This window comes from Aeromonas sp. R1-2, assembly GCF_040908505.1.
Lineage (GTDB): Bacteria > Pseudomonadota > Gammaproteobacteria > Enterobacterales > Aeromonadaceae > Aeromonas > Aeromonas veronii.
In genome coordinates, this window is sequence record NZ_JBFODU010000011.1 from 42,761 (window position 1) to 60,220 (window position 17,460).

The following is a 17,460-nucleotide window of genomic DNA, read 5'->3' on the forward strand; positions in this document are numbered from 1 at the left end:
GGGCAACCGGTGTGGACTGCTACTGGACGATACTCTGGAGAGACCCGTTAAATCGGGCGCCGAAGGAGCAAGGCACCATGACTACCCGCAAGGGCAGGCTGGCGCCGGAAACTCTCAGGCAAAAGGACAGAGGGGATGGGATGGTTGTACCTGGGCTTGGCCCGCATCCGATCGCCTCTGGCCGATCGCGACACCTATGGGAAGATCATCCTTCTCCTCCTTAATTTCTGTTTCTTAAGGAGGATGCATGTCATCAATTCAATCGGCGTTAACCGCCATCGATAGCTTTATCTGGGGGCCGCCCCTGCTGATCCTGCTGGTCGGGACCGGTATCTATCTCACCCTGCGTCTGGGTCTGCTTCAGGTGGTGCGCTTGCCGCTCGCTTTGCGGCTGGTCTTTGGCCGCGATCAGGGGCAGGGCAAGCAGGGGGATGTCTCCAGCTTCGGCGCCCTCTGTACCGCTCTCTCTGCCACCATCGGTACTGGCAACATCGTCGGGGTGGCTACCGCCATCAAGCTCGGCGGCCCCGGTGCCCTGTTCTGGATGTGGATGGCGGCGCTGTTCGGCATGGCCACCAAGTACGCCGAGTGTCTGCTGGCGGTCAAATATCGCGAGCAGGATGCCAACGGCCAGATGGCGGGCGGCCCCATGTACTATCTGGAGAAGGGGCTCGGTTCCAAGCCGCTGGCCAAGTTGTTTGCCCTGTTCGGCATCGGTGTCGCCTTCTTCGGGATCGGTACCTTCCCGCAGGTCAATGCTATCTCAGACGCCATGAGCCTCTCCTTCTCGGTGCCCCGTGAAGCGACCGCCGTGGTGCTGACCCTGATCGTGGCGCTGGTGACCCTGGGAGGGATCAAATCCATCTCCAGCGTGTCGAGCAAGGTGGTGCCCTTCATGGCCATCTTCTACATCGTCGCCTGTCTGGGTGTGCTGGTGAACAACGCCAGCGCCCTGCCCGATGCAGTCATGCTGGTTATCGAGAGTGCCTTCACCGGCCATGCGGCGACCGGCGGCTTCGTCGGCGCCAGCATCATGCTGGCCATTCAGTCCGGGGTGGCGCGCGGGGTCTTCTCCAACGAGTCAGGGTTGGGCTCTGCACCAATCGCGGCGGCGGCGGCCAAGACCGATTCGTGTGTGGAGCAGGGGCTGGTCTCCATGACAGGTACCTTCATCGACACCATTATCATCTGCACCATGACCGGCCTGACCCTGGTGGTCACAGGCGTGTGGAGCGGCGATGCAAGCGGCGCGGCCATGACCAGTCTGGCCTTTGCCCAGGGGCTCGATGCCCATGTTGGTCAGTATCTGGTGAGCATCGGCCTGCTGTTCTTCGCCTTTACCACCATCCTTGGCTGGAACTACTACGGCGAGCGTTGCACCGAATACCTGTTCGGGGTCAAGGCGATCAAGCCCTATCGTCTGGTCTATCTGGCGCTGGTTGCGAGCGGTGCTTTCCTCCATCTGGACATGATTTGGCTGCTGGCCGATATCGTTAACGGCCTGATGGCGGTGCCCAACCTCATCGGCCTGATTGGCCTGCGCCATGTGGTGATCGCCGAGACCCGCGCCTACTTTAGCCGGGATCTGGATAGCGAAGCCGAGCCGGAGCCGCAGACGGCCTGAACGCCTCAGCCCGTTTCACGCTCCCCTTGAACAGAACAAGCCACGACTCCGGTCGTGGCTTTTTTGTGCGCCGTGTCTCTGGATGGGGACTTTTCCTCTCCCTTCGGGATAAGGTCAGGATGAGGAGGATAGCCCCTCGCTCAGCAGGCTATCCAGACGTGCTCGCACTTTCTCTACCAGTGCCTGATCGCAACCGCTCCAGCCGATGCAGCTTGCCAGCGTGGTGGAGGTTCCCGCCATAAAACGCAGCTCGCCGCCCGCCAATTCGTAGAAGCTGCTCGCCATCCTGGTTCCCTCATCCACATCACCCGCCACCAGCAGCATGGCTTGTGCCAGCACGGCGCCCTGGTGATCTTGTCCCGGCGCCAGCCAGCGCTGGGCAGTGCCGGTGATCTTGCGTCCCCCGATCACCAGATTGTACTGACCATCGCAAAAGGATCCGGGCACGAAGTCATAGCTTCCCTCAAGGCCGTACTCCGCCAACAGGGTCAGCAGCGGCGCCCCCAGCAGCCGGTAGTAGTGGGCGAGATCTGTGGTGGTGCGGGGCAGCAGCAGGGATAGGTTGAGGATCCCCGCCCCGTGGGGCACGGCGGTGCCACCGCTGTCGCGCACATGTACCGGCCAGCCTTCATCTGCAAGTTGCTGGCAGGCGGTTTCGTAACGGGGGAGGCGGGTATCTTTGCGAGTGACAATCAGGCATTGGGGCGCCTGCCACAGGTGAGCGCGGGGCTGGCCGTCATGGGCACAGTCGCGCAGCCAGTTCTGCTCTTGCGCCAGTATCTGTGCGGGTGAAGCGGTATTGGAGAGGGGGGAGAGCAGGCGATAGGGCATGGCGGCATCCTCAAAAAAGGCTGCTCAGCACACTACCCGTGGCGGCTGACAAGGTAAAGCCCCGCAGTGCGGGGCTTGAGTCTGCTATCGGTTGATGACGTCTCAGGAGTGGCGCGCTTCGCGCTTGGGCAGCAGCAGGTTGAGCACGATGGCGGTAATGCCACCGGTGGCGACGCCGTAGGAGAGCACGCTCTTGGCCAGCTCCGGCAGGTGTTGCAGCACTTCCGGCACCTGTGCGACCCCCAGCCCCATGGCCAGCGACACCGCCAGGATCATCAGGGCGCGGCGATCCAGCTCCTCGCGGGCAATGATGCGCACGCCAGCGGCGGCGATGGTGCCAAACATCACGATAGTGGCGCCGCCCAGCACGGGCTCGGGGATCTGCTGCACCAGACTGGCGACCGCCGGGAACAGGCCGAGCAGCGCCAGCATGGCGGCGATAAAGAGCCCGACGTGACGGCTGGCGACGCCGGTCAGCTGAATAACGCCGTTATTCTGGGCGAAGGTGGACATGGGGAAGGTGGAGAAAACCGCCGCCAGCATGGAGTTGGCACCATCGGCCAGCACGCCGCCTTTGATCCGCTCCATATAGACAGGCCCTTCCAGCGGCTCGCCGGAGATGTCCGAGGTGGCGGTCATGTCGCCGATTGCTTCGAGCGCCGTCACCACGAAGATGATGGCGAGCGGCACGAACAGCTGCCAGTCAAAGCCTAGGCCGTAGTGGAGCGGAATGGGCACCATCACCAGCGGATCGTCGAAGGTGGGGGCGCTCACTTTGCCCAGCAGCAGCGCCACGGCATAGCCCGCCAGCATGGCAATCATGATGGCGGAGAGGCGCAACCAGGGGTTGCGACTGCGTTGCAGCAACACGATAAGGCCGAGCACCAGCAGGGAGAGGAAGAGGTTGGTGTGACTGGCGAAGCTGCCATCAGAGAGGGCTGCATAGCCGCCGCCCATGCTGATCAGGCCCACTTTGATCAGGGTCAGGCCGATCAGCAGCACCACTATGCCGGTGACCAGCGGGGTGATGATCCGTTTCACCAGATGGAGGAAGCGGCTCATCACCACGATAGTGAGTGCGGCAACCATCATGGTGCCGAACAATGTGCCCAACAGATCCTCGGTGGGCATGGCGGCCTGTTTGAGGGCGAGACCGGAGGCGATGATGGGGCCGAGGAAGTTGAAGCTGGTGCCCTGTACCGAGAGCAGGCCGGAACCGATGGGGCCGAAGCGACGGGTTTGAATGAAGGAGGCGATGCCGGACATGACCAGCGACATGGAGACGATATAACGGGTGTCGGCGGCAGGGAGGCCGAGGGCATTAGCGATAATCAGGGGCGGGGTAATGATGGCGACAAACATGGCGAGCATATGCTGCAGGGCGGCGAACAGCGTCTGGGGCAGAGGCGGGACATCCTCTATGCCATAGACCAGTTCGCTATGGGCTCGCCTGGGGGGATGTGCCTCTCGATTGGCGCGTGTGACAGCAGCCTGTTCCATAAGTACCTCGAATTGTGTGGGGAGGGGGAGAAAATTGGGCGCTATTGTAGTGATTGAAATGAGGCTGACCAGCGCTAATTATGCAAAAAAAGGTTTATTTTTTGATGGGTTGAAACGTTTGCGCGCTGCGATTATCATCTGTCGGTTTGTGTGACCGACCTCTCCTTTTTATTCTCCCCGCTAATGACAATTTTACCACTTTGTAGGTGTAGAATGAGCCCTCGGTATTCATCGTGGAGACTCTGGATGCTCAAGTTGTCAGAGTTCTGGAGTGCGAGGGTTCACTCCGAAGACTTTACTCGTACTCGCATGGGCTTTATGACGGTGCGTTTGCGCCTGCTGACCTGCTTGCTGATGCTCGGATTGCCCGCCTGGGCCGTGGTGGATTGGCTGACCTTGCCCGCCGTTCATTTCGAGCAGCTGTTCCAGGCCAGGATCTTCTGCACCCTGGCGCTCTCGCCACTTATTCCGCTCTCGTACCTCATCCACTTCAAGCGGGAACGGATGAAGCTGGCCCTTGGCTACCTGATGGCCGTGATGATGCTCTTCTCCCTCTTTTGCCTGAACAGCTTTGGCGCCGGACAGGAGTTGCAGGCGGGCTATGCTGCCTTTCCCTATCTGCTGATCACCCTGTTTGCCATCTTCCCTATCCCCCTCTCCCTCGGCTTGCAACTGGCAGGCGTGGTACTGGTGACCATGCTGCTGGGCCACTGGCTGCTGGTGGGCCAGAGCATCTGGAGTCAGGCCACCCTGAATCAGGTGTGGGTGCTCGGCATGTTTACCATGGCCAGTTGCTGGGTGCAGTGCGGCCAACTCAACATGCTGCTGCGGCTATATCGGGAATCGACCACCGATGAGCTGACCGGCATGATGAACCGCCGCCTGCTGATGAAGCAGCTGGAGCAGGCCCGAATCCGGCTGCAACTCAAGAAGAAGCCCTTTGCGGTGATGCTGCTGGATCTCGATCGCTTCAAGCGGATCAACGATATCTACGGCCATCTGGCGGGGGATGCGGTGCTCAAGGAGGTGGCTACCACCCTGGGGGAGCAGCTGGAGCCTGACATGGTGCTGGGGCGTTATGGCGGCGAAGAGTTTGCCATCCTGATGCACAACTGCGCAGATCCGGCGCTGGCGAGCAAAATGGCCGAGCGGCTGCGCATTGCTGTCGAGGCGCGGCTGGTGAAGAGCCCCACCTCGGACGAATTGCTGGAGGTGACGGTGAGTATCGGGATTGCCATGGCTCGTTCCGATGACACCATCGATATTCTGATCAACCGTGCCGACGAGTGCCTCTACCAAGCCAAGATGGCGGGACGCAACTGCGTGGTGGTCGAGGGGCAGAACCGCGCAAAAACAGATGCCGCCTGAGGGCGGCATCCTGTTGGCAATGAGCTGGTGCGATCAGGCCAGCTTGTACTTGCCGGAGAGCTGCTGAGCCAGCAGCTTGAACATGTTGAAGACCGCCATGGTCTTGCCGGTCGGGGTGCCGTCTTCGGCCAGGAAATACTCCCCCTTGAACACCAGAATATCCCCCTTCTGCTCCACCGAATCTGCGCGCATACCGTGGATGAAGTCTTCATGCTCTTTGATGATCTTGTTGGCCATCTCAAGCAGGGCCGTCTCGGTGATCAGCTCTTTCTGTGGTTGCATGCTCGTCTCCTTAAACGACTACTGGACAGGGAGATCGTGGATCCCTGTCTCTGATTGAAGAGGCGCCCAGCATACTGCAAACAGGGTTTTTCTGTCATTGATATGACCCCGATTTGTGGCTGTTTATCCGATCACCAGATTCTTCAACCAGCAGCGTTGGCGAATACGGCGCTGCACCAGCAACACCTTGCTGAGTTCCTCAAGCAATACCACCGCCACCACCCAGGAGAGGGGCCAGCCGAGCAGCGTGACCGCCACCCAGGCGAGCGGGATGCCGATGCACCACATCCCGACAATATCGATGAAGATGCTGTAGTTCACATCGCCGCCAGAGCGCAGCACCCCGATGATCCCTACCATGTTGAACACCTTGAGCAGCATCCCGAGACACATGATGCCGAGCACCTGACCCGCTTCCGTCATCAGCTCGGGGGGCAGGTTGCCGACCCACTGCAGCAGGTTGGCTTGCAGCAGCCAGACGATGATCCCCACCAGCAGAGCGCCAATCGGTGCCAGCAGCAGGAACAGCTGGGAGTGCTGCCAGGCAATCTCGTACTCCTCGGCCCCGAGCCGGTGGCCGAGCAGGGTGGAGCAGGCCACCGCCAGTCCGAAGAAGAGGGAGATAAGGATGCTCTCCAGGGTGCCGAGGGTGGTCATGATGGCCAGCGAATCGGTGCCAAGATGGGCGTAGAGAAAGCCGTAAATCAGCATGCCAAAGGCCCAGAGGCCGTCATGGAACAGCAGCGGCAGGGCGATCAGGGTAAAGCGCACCACCTCCTTGCGCTTGAAGGCGGCTAGCCAGTCTGGTGCGCGCGGGATCAGGCGCGCCTCATAACGCTTTACGTAGAGCAGCAGCAGGGCTGTCTGCAGCAGCCGTGAAATGGTGGTGCCCCAGGCCGAGCCGGCGACCCCCATCGCCTCGAAGCCGAAGTGACCGAAGATGAGGGCGTAGTTGAGGATGACGTTGGCGATGATAGCGATAATGCCGATGCGGGTCGGCGCGGCGGCATTGCCGACCGAGCGCAGGGCTGACTCCAGCGGCACCACGATGGCGGTACAGAGGATGGTGGCGCCGGTGATCATCAAGAATTGATCCGCCAGAGCTCGCAGTGCCGGATCCTGACTGGCAAAGCCGAGTACGCTGCCCGGTGATAACACATAGATGAAGGCAAAGGGCAGGGTGACCAGCAGGGCGCCCACTATGGCCAGCGCCAGGGAGCGGCGCACCCCGGCCATCTCCCCGCGCCCGAAGTATTGTGCTGCCAATACCGAGACCCCGCCCGCGAGGCCCGCTATCACCAGCAGATTGAAAAAGAAGACCCGGTTACCCAAGCCGACCGCCGCCACAGCCGTGGTGCCAAGCTGGCTCACCATCATGATATCGATGAGGCCGAGCAGGGAGAACATCATGGATTGCAGCGAGACAGGCAGAGCCAGCCGCCACAATCGGGTCATGAACTCGCGATCGGTGGTTTGTTTTAAAATCGCTTGCCAATAATTCATAGTTGTTAACCGGGTATGAGAAAAGCAAGGTTTGTCAGTGGTATGATAGGGGCTGACGAGGCTCTTCTCACTGTGAGTAGCTCTCGATTTTCTTGTGTAAAACTATCCTGTTGAGGTGTTATGCCATTTGCCAGCGAGTGTCTGGAGATAGCGCCAGCCTGTGAAGAGCAGATGCTGGGACGTGAAGGGCTGCCCCTGCTCGGCGAGGCGGGGATCTTCCTGACCGGCCTCTCCCGGGTGCGGGATCACTACCTGATCCGTCGCAATCGCCCCGAGTTTCACATCCTGATGGTGAGTCACGATGAGGGTGGCGCGCTGCTCACCGACGAGGGTGAGCAAGCCATTCCGGCCGGATCGCTGATTTTCCTGCCCGCCGCCGTACCCGGTGGTCTCAAACTGATTGGCGAAAGCTGGCAGATCAGCTGGATTTTGCTCGATGACGTGCCGCGCTGGCAGCACCTGCATCGCCTTGGTCACCGTGTCTGGCAAGGGGATGGCGGCGATCAGCTCTACCATCTGCTCAGCCTGATGCAGGGGGAGGGGGTTCGCTCTTCGCTGCAACCTCAACTGCTCAGCCTGTTGCTGGCGCTGCTGGAGCGCACCCTGCAAGGGGAGGTGCGCGGTACCCCTGAACTCAGGTTGCAGGCACTGTTTCGCCGGGTGGAGGCGCGCCTGGACGAACCCTGGAGTGTGGCCCTGCTGGCCCGACAGATGGCTTGCTCTGTACCCCATCTGCACCGGCTCTGTCAGCAAGCGTTCGGTATGGGGCCGATGGCGAGGGTGACCGAGCTCAGAATGAACAAGGCGCGCCAGCTGCTGCTCTATACCAACTGGCCACTTGGCGAGCTGGCGGCCCGGGTCGGTTATAGCGATGGGGCCAACTTTGCCAACCGCTTTCGTCGTCTGACTGGTCAGACCCCCGGCGCCTTTCGTCGACTGGGTCGCAAACCTTTTGCAACGGATGTGCAAACTCTTTGAAATTAATGAGACAAGCCCCTAGGATCGGCGGGTCCCTGCGTCTAGCTAACCGTTTAGGTACCAAGATCCATGTTTGAAGATAATAACCAGAAACGTCCTCTCTACATTCCCTACGCCGGTCCCGCCCTGCTGGAGACCCCTTTGCTCAACAAGGGCAGCGCCTTCACCAGCGAAGAGCGCAGCAACTTCAACCTCGAAGGTCTGTTGCCCCAGAATATCGAGACCATCGAAGAGCAGGCCGAGCGCGCCTATCGCCAGTTCATGGCGTTTGGCAACGACATGGACAAGCACATCTACCTGCGCAACATCCAGGATACCAACGAGACGCTCTTCTACCGTCTGCTGCACAACCACCTGACCGAGATGCTGCCCATCATCTACACCCCGACGGTGGGCAAGGCGTGCGAGGAGTTCTCCAACATCTATCGTCGCGCCCGTGGCCTGTTTATCTCCTATCCGGACAAGGACAGGATCGATGACATGCTGCAAAACGCCACCAAGCAGAACGTCAAGGTGATCGTGGTGACCGATGGTGAGCGGATCCTGGGTCTGGGTGATCAGGGGATCGGCGGCATGGGCATTCCCATCGGCAAGCTCTCCCTCTACACCGCCTGTGGCGGCATTTCGCCCGCCTACTGCCTGCCGGTGGTGCTGGATGTGGGCACCAACAACCAGCAACTGCTGAATGACCCCTTCTATATGGGGTGGCGCAATCCGCGTATCTCGGGGGATGAGTATGCCGAGTTTGTCGATGCCTTCATTCAGGCGGTCAAGCGCCGCTGGCCCGATATCCTGCTGCAGTTTGAGGATTTCGCCCAGAACAACGCCATGCCACTGCTCAACCGCTACAAGAACGAGCTCTGCTGCTTCAACGACGATATTCAGGGTACTGCAGCCGTGACCCTGGGCAGCCTCATCGCCGCCTGCAAGGCCTCCGGCGCCAAGCTCTCCGAGAAGCGGGTTGCCTTCCTCGGGGCGGGCAGCGCCGGTTGCGGCATTGCCGAGCAGATCGTGGCGCAGATGAAGGCCGAAGGGCTGACCGATGCCCAGGCCCGCAGCCGGGTATTTATGGTGGACCGCTTTGGTCTTATCACCGACAAGATCCCCAACCAGCTCGACTTCCAGCGCCGTCTCTCCCAACCGGTGGAGCGCATCGCCGACTGGCCGGTGGGTGACAACATCTCCCTGCTGGAGGTGATGGAGCATGGTCGCCCGGACATCCTGATCGGGGTCTCCGGCCAGCCGGGGCTGTTTACCGAAGAGGTGGTCAAGACCATGCACAAGCACTGTGCCCGTCCCATCATCTTCCCGCTCTCCAACCCTACCTCACGGGTCGAGGCGACGCCGGCAGACCTTATCCGCTGGACCGACGGTCAGGCGCTGGTGGCCACCGGCAGTCCGTTTGCACCGGTGGAGCACAAGGGTAAGCGCTACGTCATCGCCCAGTGCAACAACTCCTTCATCTTCCCGGGGATCGGTTTGGGTGTTATCGCCTCCGGCGCCACCCGGGTGACTGACGCCATGCTGATGTCGGCCAGTCGCGCGTTGGCGGAGTGCTCGCCGCTGGTAAAAGGGGAGGAGGGCTCCCTGCTGCCGGATCTGGCGGATATCCATCAGGTCTCCCGCTACATCGCCAAGATGGTGGCCAAGACCGCCATGCTGCAGGGCAAAGCGGTGCAGACCCCGGACGAGGTGATCGATCAGGCCATCGACGCCAACTTCTGGCATCCGGAATATCGCCGCTACCGTCGCACCTCGTTCTGATTTCTGCGCAAAGACGCAAAGCAAAAGGGATGCCTCGGCATCCCTTTTTACTGCACGTCTGACATGGTTATCGCCTCAAGATCAACTACTCGCTGCCGCCCTGTACGCCGGTGACACGCACCTCTACCCGGCGATCCGGTCCAAGGCAGTCGATGAGCGCCGCCTTCGCCTTGATGGCATCACACTGGTTGCCGGTGACCGGATTGCTCGCGCCATTGCCCTGGATGTTCACCTTGTCGGCAGGCAATCCCTTACTGATCAGAAAGTCGGCAACGGTTTGGGCCCGAGCTTCTGATAACCTCTGATTGTTGGCATCCGAACCGATACGGTCGGTATATCCCATCACCACCGCACTGCCATCCTTGGGCTGCACGTCGACGATCTGCTGGTAGAGATCGTCCAGCGCACTCATCCCCTCCTGTTTGAGGTCCGCTTTGCCAAAGGCGAACAACACATCGGAACTGAGGTTGAAGGTCTGATCCACCACTTCCGGTTCGGCCGGTGGCGGGGGAACCACGACCGGGGCGGGCGTGGGGGCCGCTTCTTTGGGTTGGCTGCGGTTCGGGTGGATCACCAGCTCCAGCGTGGCGGTGCTGATGTCGCTGACCCAGCGCTGGGTGCCGCTGTTGGATTTGCCGTTATCCGGATCATCGCCAACGCGCACTGTGTAGCGGTAGCGTGCCTGCAGATCGACCCAGTCATGGAGCCGGGCTGTCACTCCCAGACCCGCCAGCGGCGCCAGGTTGTCGTCCCCGCCATTGACTGACTCGACGTGATAGATATAGCCACCCCCCTCGGCAAACACCGAGAACATCTCGCTGAGCGGCAAACGACCAATCACAGACAGGGTAGCTCCCTTGCTGTTGAACTCATGGCCGCTGATATCCCAGTCTCCGGTGGAGAGATAGCCAATCTCTGCCCCCAGATTTTCCGTGAAGTTGTAGCCGCCAAACAGGGAGAGCGCAGTCGCATCCTTGCCGACATTTTGACTGAAATCATTCAGATTGTGGGCAATTGCCCAGCCACCGCCAACCCCGGCATACCAGTCGTGAACCGGTTCCGCTTGTGCGCCTGTGCTCGCCAATGCCAGTGCAATCCACACAGGTTTTACTCTTATGTTCATCGCGTATCCTCGTCGATGTTTGGTGTAGTGGGGTTGCCTGCTGGTCAAACCCCACACTTATGTATAGGTGACGGGCTGTTTTTAACCACCAAAGAGGTATGGGAGGCGACCCGCCGTGAACTAGGGCGTGAGACGGGAAGAGGAAGGGGGCAAAAGAGGGTTACAAGGTGGGTGAATTAAGCGGCAAGAAAAAGGAGGCCAGGTGGCCTCCTTGTTATGTCGGACTGCAGGATTACTGTTGTACTTGCTGCACGCCGGTGACGCGTACTTCTACGCGGCGATCCGGTGCCAGGCAGGAGATCAGCTGAGCCTTGCCCTTGACGCTGTTGCACTGGGTACCGGTGACTGGATTGGCTTCACCGCGACCTTCGATGGCAACTTTGCCAGCCGGCAGACCTTTGCCAACCAGGAAGTCGGCTACGGTACGGGCACGCGCTTCGGAGAGTTTCAGGTTGTAGGCATCAGAACCGATACGGTCGGTGTAACCGACGACCACGGCGCTGCCATCTTTAGGCTGAACATCAACGATCTGCTGATACAGGGTGTTCAGCGCTGCGACACCTTCTGGCTTGAGGGTGGATTTGCCAAAGGCAAACAGCACGTCAGAGCTCAGGGCGAAGTTCTTGTCGACCAGTACCGGCTCGGGAACCGGCTCAGGCGCAGGGGCTGCAACCGGGGCAACATAAGAGGTACGGTTCGGGTGCATCACCAGCTCCAGGGTCGCGACGCTCATGTCGCTCTCCCAGGTTTTCTGCTCGTCACCCAGATTCCACAGATAGCGGTAGCGTGCTTGCACATCGATAAGGTCGGAGAGCTTGGCAGTCAGGCCCAGACCCGCCAGCGGCGCAGTGCCGTTGTCGCTGTTGCCATTACCGTTGACGTGATTGAAGTAGGCACCGCCTTCAGCAAACACCGAGAAGATGTCGCCGAGCGGCAGGCGGGCGATACCGGAGAGGGTGGCACCCTGGGTTTTGAAATCTGCACCGTCAACGCCCGCTTTACCGGCGTAGAGGTAGCCCAGCTCAGCTGCGTAGTAGTCGTTGAAGTTGTAACCGCCGAACAGGCTCAGCGCAGTGGCATCTTTGTCAGTGTCTTTGCCAAAATCATCCAGACCGTGGGCATAAGCCCAACCTGCACCAACACCGGTGTACCAGTCATCGGCAGCCTGAGCTGTGGTGCCTGCGGCGGCGAGCGCCAGTGCAATCAGGGTAGGAGCCATTTTGAGTTTCATCGGTTTATCCTCGTTGTGTTAGCCCATGTCGGGCAATGCACTTGTTTTTATTGCTGCGAAAAATCGCCAGCAAAGTGGATAGCGAAGGCTTTGGACTCTCATGATGCATTGGCGTCATGGACAACAGACCGGACAAGAAGCGCTTTTTACTGCTTATCCAATACCTTACAGGCGCAACTACTTTATGCTTTCGAGACGGGGCAGGCAAGGGCAGGGAGGCGGGAGTGAGGGATGCAAGCGAGCACCATACAAACAAAAAGGGATGCCGCAGCATCCCTTTTTTTTCGCACTACCTGAACGAGGTCAGATTATTGCTGAACTTCTTGTACGCCAGATACGCGAACTTCTACGCGACGATCCGGAGCCAGGCAGGAGATCAGTTGAGCTTTAGCAGTTACGCCGTTGCACTTGGTACCGGTAACCGGGTTGGCTTCGCCACGACCTTCGATGGCAACTTTGCTGGCAGCCATACCTTTGCTCACCAGGAAGTTGGCAACGGTACGGGCACGGGCTTCAGACAGCTTCTGGTTGTAAGCGTCGGAACCGATACGGTCGGTGTAACCAACAACAACAGCGTTGCCATCTTTCGGCTGGAACTCAACGATTTGCTGATACAGACCGTTCAGGGCTGCAACGCCTTCCGGCTTCAGGGTGTCTTTGCCGAAGGCAAACAGCACGTCTGAGTTCAGGGCGAAGTTCTTCTCTACTACTTGCGGAGCAGGAGCCGGAGCCTCTTCAACAACCGGTGCCGGAGCCGCTACCGGCGCTACGTAGGAAGTACGGAACGGGTGGTATACCGCTTCCAGAGTTGCAACGCTCTGGTTGGACTTGTAGTGGAAACCATCGTCATTCAGGTCAGCCACGTCCCACATGTAGCGGTAGCGAGCTTGCAGATCCAGCGCGTCATTTACCTTGTAAGTCACACCGGCACCGGCCAGCGGGGAAACTTTAGTGTCGCTGATGCCCAGACCATCGGTGTGAGCCCAGTAGGCGCCGCCTTCAGCGAACAGGGAGAAGTTGTTGCCAACCGGCATACGGGCGATTCCGGACAGAGTGGCACCCTGGTTCTCGTAACGCTCACCTTCAATGTTGCCACGACCAGCGTACTGGTAACCGAACTCGGTACCGAAGTTCTCGGTGAAGTTGTAACCAACGAAGGCGTTGGCTGCAGCAGCATCTTCAGTACCTTCGTAACCGCCGCCATCGATCTTGTTCAGACCGTTGAAGTGAGCAGCACCGACACCGGCACCGAAGTAGATGTCGTCAGCGGCGTGAGCAGCGGTAGCACCCAGAGCAGCCATGGCGATGGCGATCATGGAAGGAGCCATTTTCATCATAAAAAAATCCTCGTTGAGATCGCACGTTATTCACGTGCTTCACACTTTGTAATTTATGTAAGCTGCAGGCTCCGCCGTACGGCTGGCGTCGAGTCTGGCAGATGACCCGGTATAACCGGGTGGCACACTCTCCTGGTGTGTCGAGTGCGCTGGCATGGCACGCAATGCGTGAGAAACCACTGCCAGGCAACTGATGTCATTCCTATGACGAGGCGCACTCTATGCCGATTTTAAAACATGATCAAGCTCACAAATGAGCCTTGTGGCAAATTGTGTCGTGCCTTTAACTGGCTGTTTATTTTGATTAATTAGTGATCCAGATAGGCCCTGTGCAGTTTCTTCTCCAGCTTCATATAAGCCTGAACCCAGTCGCTATACGGGCTGGCAGGATTCGCTCTGGTGGCAAAGACCGCGAGGTAATCTGCCTGGGTTGCGCTCTGCAGCAAGGGGGTAAATGTCATCAAGAAATGTCGGGCCAGATAGGGGTCAAGGGGCCAGATGTTGAGGATGGCGCGAGCCACAGGCTGAACCGCAGCTGAACAGATGAAGTGGCGGTGTCCCGCCTCCAGCCAGTCGGCCATCTCGCACATACCCGATTCGGGCACCAGACCACCATCACCTTGAGTGGTTGCCAGCGCAATTGCCTGACCATTTACCGTGACGAGCTGCTCATTGTTATGCAGGGTGCCGTCGTGGCTGCGCAAGGCCAGGTCCGGGCATGCCTGTTCAAGAAACAGGCTGCAGCTCTCCGGCAGGGCGGCCAGCAGCTCGCTGGCGTGGCTGGACATCAAGGCCGGAAGCCAGAATGCTTCGGCGCGATATTGTTCACCTTGCAGGCGCTGTTGTGCCAGTTCTTCTGTGCTGGATACGGGGTGCAGGCGAGAGATAATGCCGGGAAACGCCATACTTATTCCTCTTAATGGGTATCCGGCGGATTATACGAGTTATTGGGGGGGCCACAATAAAGGTTTCTTTTCGAGACTGTTTACCTGAGGCGGCTGAGCGATTACCATCCCCCCTTGAAGGCAAGGGTTGTCGCCGAAAGGCGCTCATAAGATAGAGGCTCGACCATAACGAGTCCGAACAAAACTGATACACTTGACTACGAGTCGTCGCGAAAAATAAAAGGCGGAGTAAATCCGCCAAACGGAGTATGGAACATTATGAATTCAAATATCGTCACTGTTGGCAAGAAGATCCGTCAGATCCGTGAAGCGGTCGGTTTGAGCCGTCCGAAGTTTGCAGATTTGCTGGGTGTTCCTCCCACCACGCTGAAAAACTACGAGCTGGGTTACCGTGAAGTTGGGGGCGCCTTCCTGGTTGCCCTGGCGCACCACCCGGATCTGCACAAGTTCACCCTCTGGCTGCTGGCAGACAAGAAAGTCGCCGAAATCGGCCAGATTGGCCCGGATGACCTCGCCAAGGCGTGATCATCGATGTGAATAGAAATGCCGCCTTCGGGCGGTATTTTTTTTGGGTTGCCGATCGATATTTTGATCTAACACGCTTTGAATTATCCATGCAGGCCAACGAGAATAAGCGGCCCCGAAAAGTGGGCCCCCTGGTGGTATCTGGCCACCCGAACACTATTACATTCAGGATGATATGAGCAATCGTATGGAGTATGGGTATGAGCAGTAATGAGTTGGATAAACGTTATGGCCTGATGACTGCCATTGCGATGGTGGTCGGCGTGGTGATCGGCTCCGGTGTCTTCTTCAAGGCCGATGATGTACTGCGTCTGACTGGCGGTAATCTGGCCATTGCGCTGCTGGCATGGGCGCTGGGGGCATTTTCGATGATCTTCGGCGCGCTGGTGTTTGCCGAGTTTGCCCAGCGGATCGAAAAGTCCAACGGTATCGTCGATTATGCCGAAGCGGCATACGGCAAAATGTTTGGTTATCTGGTGGGGTGGTTCAAAGGCGTACTCTATTACGCCCCTCTTTCCGCCATCCTTGCCTGGGTCGCCGCTCTGTACACCATGATCTTGCTCGGCAGTGATAATCCGACCAACTCTGGTGCGACCTGGATACTGGCGGCTGTCTATATGACGGTCACCTATCTGATCAACTTCTATACCCCGGTTCTGGCGGGCAAGCTGCAAGTGGGTTCTACCCTGATCAAGTTGATCCCGCTGATCCTGGTTGCCATTGTGGGCACCATTTCAGGCTTGCTCAATGGTGTCACCGTGACCAACTTTGTACAGGCAATGGATGGGATAGGAAGCACCGGAGGCACTCTGGCCACGGCCGTGGTTGCCACCGCCTTCGCTTATGAGGGGTGGATCGCCGCCGTGACCATCAACAGCGAAATTCGCGATTCCAAGAAGAATCTGCCCAGAGCGCTGGTGATTGGCACCCTGATAGTCTTTGTGGTCTACGTCACCTATTTTCTGGGGATCGCCAGCGTCTTGCCGACGGACGAGATAGTGGCGCAAGGGGATAACGCGGTAAATCTCGCGACAACCAGCCTGTTTGGCGGGACTGCCTCGACCATTTTGACCGTGTTTGTGATTATCTCCTGCCTCGGAACCCTCAATGGTCTGGTGTTGGCGACCATGCGTATTCCCTACTCGCTGGCGATCCGCAATCAGGGTCCTGCCCCCAAGTGGATGAGCCGTATCGAACCGCATCACCACATGCCAATCAACTCGGCCCTCGCGGCAGCCTTGTTGTCGGTGATCTACTCAGTGCTGTGGTACTGCAGCATCAACGAGACATTCGGTCGTTACATCGCTCTGGACGAGATGCCGATCGTGCTGATTTATGGCCTCTATCTGTTCCTCTATGTCTGGTACATGCGCACCTTTACCGAGTTGGGCTGGATAAAGCGGTTCGTGATCCCGACCTGTGCCACCCTGGGCGCGCTCATCATTCTGTATGGCGGTATCACCAATCCCAGTCTGGGGCTCTATCTGCTGGTCTCTGTGGGGGTGATTCTGCTCGGGTTGCTCTTCTACCGTAAGGAGTGACCGGGTAAGTGAGTTGAAAAAAAGCGCCGAGTGGCGCTTTTTTCATGTGTAAACCGCAGCATGTCGACAACTAATTGCCCAGCAACCCGAGGCGGCCCAGTTCATCCTTGAGCTGATCGAGATTGCGCTCGACGCAAGCTTCCCCCTCGTTGATGGCATCGCTGGCACGATGAAAATCCATGATGGAGAAGCTGCCCAGGCGCGGGCAGAGCTGGATCTCCGGCGGGTCACCGGCCATCCGGGCGCGGGTGATCCGCTCCTGCATGATGTTGATGGAGCCACTCATCACGCTCCACAGACCCGGGGTGGCTGGCGCGGATTCACCGCGATTGAGCCACTGGCTGAGCAGGCCGCCGCTGCCGGGTTGATCCGGCTCGTCGGTCCAGGGCTGGTGCATGTCGGTGTTGAGGTTGACCGCAATCACCACCTCGGCCCCCATGGCGCGGGCCAGCGAGATGGGCACCGGATTGACCACGGCGCCATCGACTAGCCAGCGGTCGTTGATCCGGGTCGGGGTGAGGATCCCCGGCATGCCGCAGGAGGCGCGTACCGACTGGCGCAGCGGGCCCTGTTGCAGCCAGATTTCGCGGCCGGTATCGAGTTCGGTGGCGATGCAGGCGAAGGGGATGGGCAGATTCTCGAGATCGGGATCCCCCAGATGGCTGGCGGCAAGGCCAAATACCTTTTCGCCGCGAAACAGACCGCCGGAGAGGGCCGGGTCGAGCAGGCTGACCACCTGCAGGCGGGTAAAGCCGCGCACCCAGGTTTCCAGCCGATCCAGTTCACCGGCGGCATAGGCGGCACCGACAAAGCTGCCGATGGAGCAGCCAGCGATCAAATCCGGTTTGATGCCGAGACGTTCAAGGGCGCGGATGACGCCGATATGGGCCCATCCTCTGGCGGCGCCGCTCCCGAGAGCGAGCCCTACGCGGGGTTTACGTGGCACGA

Annotated in this window: 15 protein-coding genes and 1 riboswitch; of the genes, 6 read left to right on the forward strand and 9 right to left on the reverse strand. The window is 59.2% G+C overall.

All coding sequences use genetic code 11. The features are described 5' to 3' along the window. Positions 1 to 24: 24 nt before the first annotated feature. A riboswitch (glycine riboswitch) is annotated at positions 25 to 140 on the forward strand. A 107-nt stretch (positions 141 to 247) separates the two neighbouring features. Further along, positions 248 to 1,624, forward strand: coding sequence for a sodium:alanine symporter family protein (locus AB5Y76_RS03320; RefSeq protein WP_005338391.1), 1,377 nt, complete (start codon positions 248 to 250; stop codon positions 1,622 to 1,624). A 114-nt stretch (positions 1,625 to 1,738) separates the two neighbouring features. Here AB5Y76_RS03320 and AB5Y76_RS03325 read toward each other — a convergent pair whose 3' ends face one another. Both AB5Y76_RS03325 and AB5Y76_RS03330 read right to left on the reverse strand, forming a co-directional pair. Next, positions 1,739 to 2,455: a protein ligase gene (locus tag AB5Y76_RS03325; protein ID WP_263717932.1), complete on the reverse strand. Its 717-nt coding sequence runs from the start codon at positions 2,453 to 2,455 to the stop codon at positions 1,739 to 1,741. Between the two features lie 102 nt (positions 2,456 to 2,557). Further along, positions 2,558 to 3,955, reverse strand: a complete 1,398-nt coding sequence (locus tag AB5Y76_RS03330) for a nucleobase:cation symporter-2 family protein (RefSeq protein ID WP_263717931.1) — start codon at positions 3,953 to 3,955, stop codon at positions 2,558 to 2,560. Positions 3,956 to 4,201: 246 nt separating this feature from the next. Between AB5Y76_RS03330 and AB5Y76_RS03335 the strand changes: the two genes are divergently transcribed. Further along, the gene (locus AB5Y76_RS03335) at positions 4,202 to 5,323 is read left to right on the forward strand and encodes a GGDEF domain-containing protein (protein WP_005349944.1); all 1,122 of its coding nucleotides are present in this window, start codon (positions 4,202 to 4,204) and stop codon (positions 5,321 to 5,323) included. A gap of 33 nt (positions 5,324 to 5,356) precedes the next feature. Here AB5Y76_RS03335 and AB5Y76_RS03340 read toward each other — a convergent pair whose 3' ends face one another. Beyond that, complete coding sequence (locus AB5Y76_RS03340) at positions 5,357 to 5,605, reverse strand: YciN family protein (RefSeq protein WP_005338382.1); 249 nt, start codon at positions 5,603 to 5,605, stop codon at positions 5,357 to 5,359. Positions 5,606 to 5,728: 123 nt separating this feature from the next. Further along, the gene (locus AB5Y76_RS03345; protein ID WP_047435970.1) at positions 5,729 to 7,108 is read right to left on the reverse strand and encodes an MATE family efflux transporter; all 1,380 of its coding nucleotides are present in this window, start codon (positions 7,106 to 7,108) and stop codon (positions 5,729 to 5,731) included. 120 nt (positions 7,109 to 7,228) lie between these two features. Between AB5Y76_RS03345 and AB5Y76_RS03350 the strand changes: the two genes are divergently transcribed. After that, positions 7,229 to 8,086 carry an AraC family transcriptional regulator gene (locus AB5Y76_RS03350; protein ID WP_263717930.1) on the forward strand — a complete coding sequence of 286 codons (858 nt, stop codon included), beginning with the start codon at positions 7,229 to 7,231 and terminating at the stop codon, positions 8,084 to 8,086. A 69-nt stretch (positions 8,087 to 8,155) separates the two neighbouring features. Continuing rightward, complete coding sequence (locus AB5Y76_RS03355) at positions 8,156 to 9,850, forward strand: NAD-dependent malic enzyme (RefSeq protein WP_005338379.1); 1,695 nt, start codon at positions 8,156 to 8,158, stop codon at positions 9,848 to 9,850. Between the two features lie 85 nt (positions 9,851 to 9,935). Here the strand turns inward: AB5Y76_RS03355 and AB5Y76_RS03360 are convergent, their stop codons facing one another. From AB5Y76_RS03360 to AB5Y76_RS03375, 4 genes are all read right to left on the reverse strand, one after another. Further along, on the reverse strand, positions 9,936 to 10,973 hold the full coding sequence (locus tag AB5Y76_RS03360; RefSeq protein ID WP_263717929.1) for an OmpA family protein: 1,038 nt from the start codon (positions 10,971 to 10,973) through the stop codon (positions 9,936 to 9,938). A gap of 232 nt (positions 10,974 to 11,205) precedes the next feature. Next, positions 11,206 to 12,204, reverse strand: a complete 999-nt coding sequence (gene ompA, locus AB5Y76_RS03365) for a porin OmpA (protein WP_005358919.1) — start codon at positions 12,202 to 12,204, stop codon at positions 11,206 to 11,208. 308 nt (positions 12,205 to 12,512) lie between these two features. Further along, the gene (locus tag AB5Y76_RS03370; RefSeq protein WP_201909697.1) at positions 12,513 to 13,541 is read right to left on the reverse strand and encodes an OmpA family protein; all 1,029 of its coding nucleotides are present in this window, start codon (positions 13,539 to 13,541) and stop codon (positions 12,513 to 12,515) included. Between the two features lie 308 nt (positions 13,542 to 13,849). Further along, positions 13,850 to 14,446: a hypothetical protein gene (locus tag AB5Y76_RS03375; protein WP_236295601.1), complete on the reverse strand. Its 597-nt coding sequence runs from the start codon at positions 14,444 to 14,446 to the stop codon at positions 13,850 to 13,852. Between the two features lie 258 nt (positions 14,447 to 14,704). On the opposite strand from AB5Y76_RS03375, the gene AB5Y76_RS03380 reads away from it, so the two are divergent. Then, entirely contained in the window at positions 14,705 to 14,971 is a 267-nt protein-coding gene (locus tag AB5Y76_RS03380; RefSeq protein WP_005338367.1) for a DNA-binding transcriptional regulator, read from the forward strand. Positions 14,972 to 15,171: 200 nt separating this feature from the next. Further along, positions 15,172 to 16,512, forward strand: coding sequence for an APC family permease (locus tag AB5Y76_RS03385; RefSeq protein WP_005338365.1), 1,341 nt, complete (start codon positions 15,172 to 15,174; stop codon positions 16,510 to 16,512). Between the two features lie 70 nt (positions 16,513 to 16,582). On the opposite strand, the gene AB5Y76_RS03390 is transcribed toward AB5Y76_RS03385, so the two are convergent. Continuing rightward, positions 16,583 to 17,458, reverse strand: coding sequence for a patatin-like phospholipase family protein (locus tag AB5Y76_RS03390; RefSeq protein ID WP_040065806.1), 876 nt, complete (start codon positions 17,456 to 17,458; stop codon positions 16,583 to 16,585). Positions 17,459 to 17,460 lie beyond the last annotated feature (2 nt).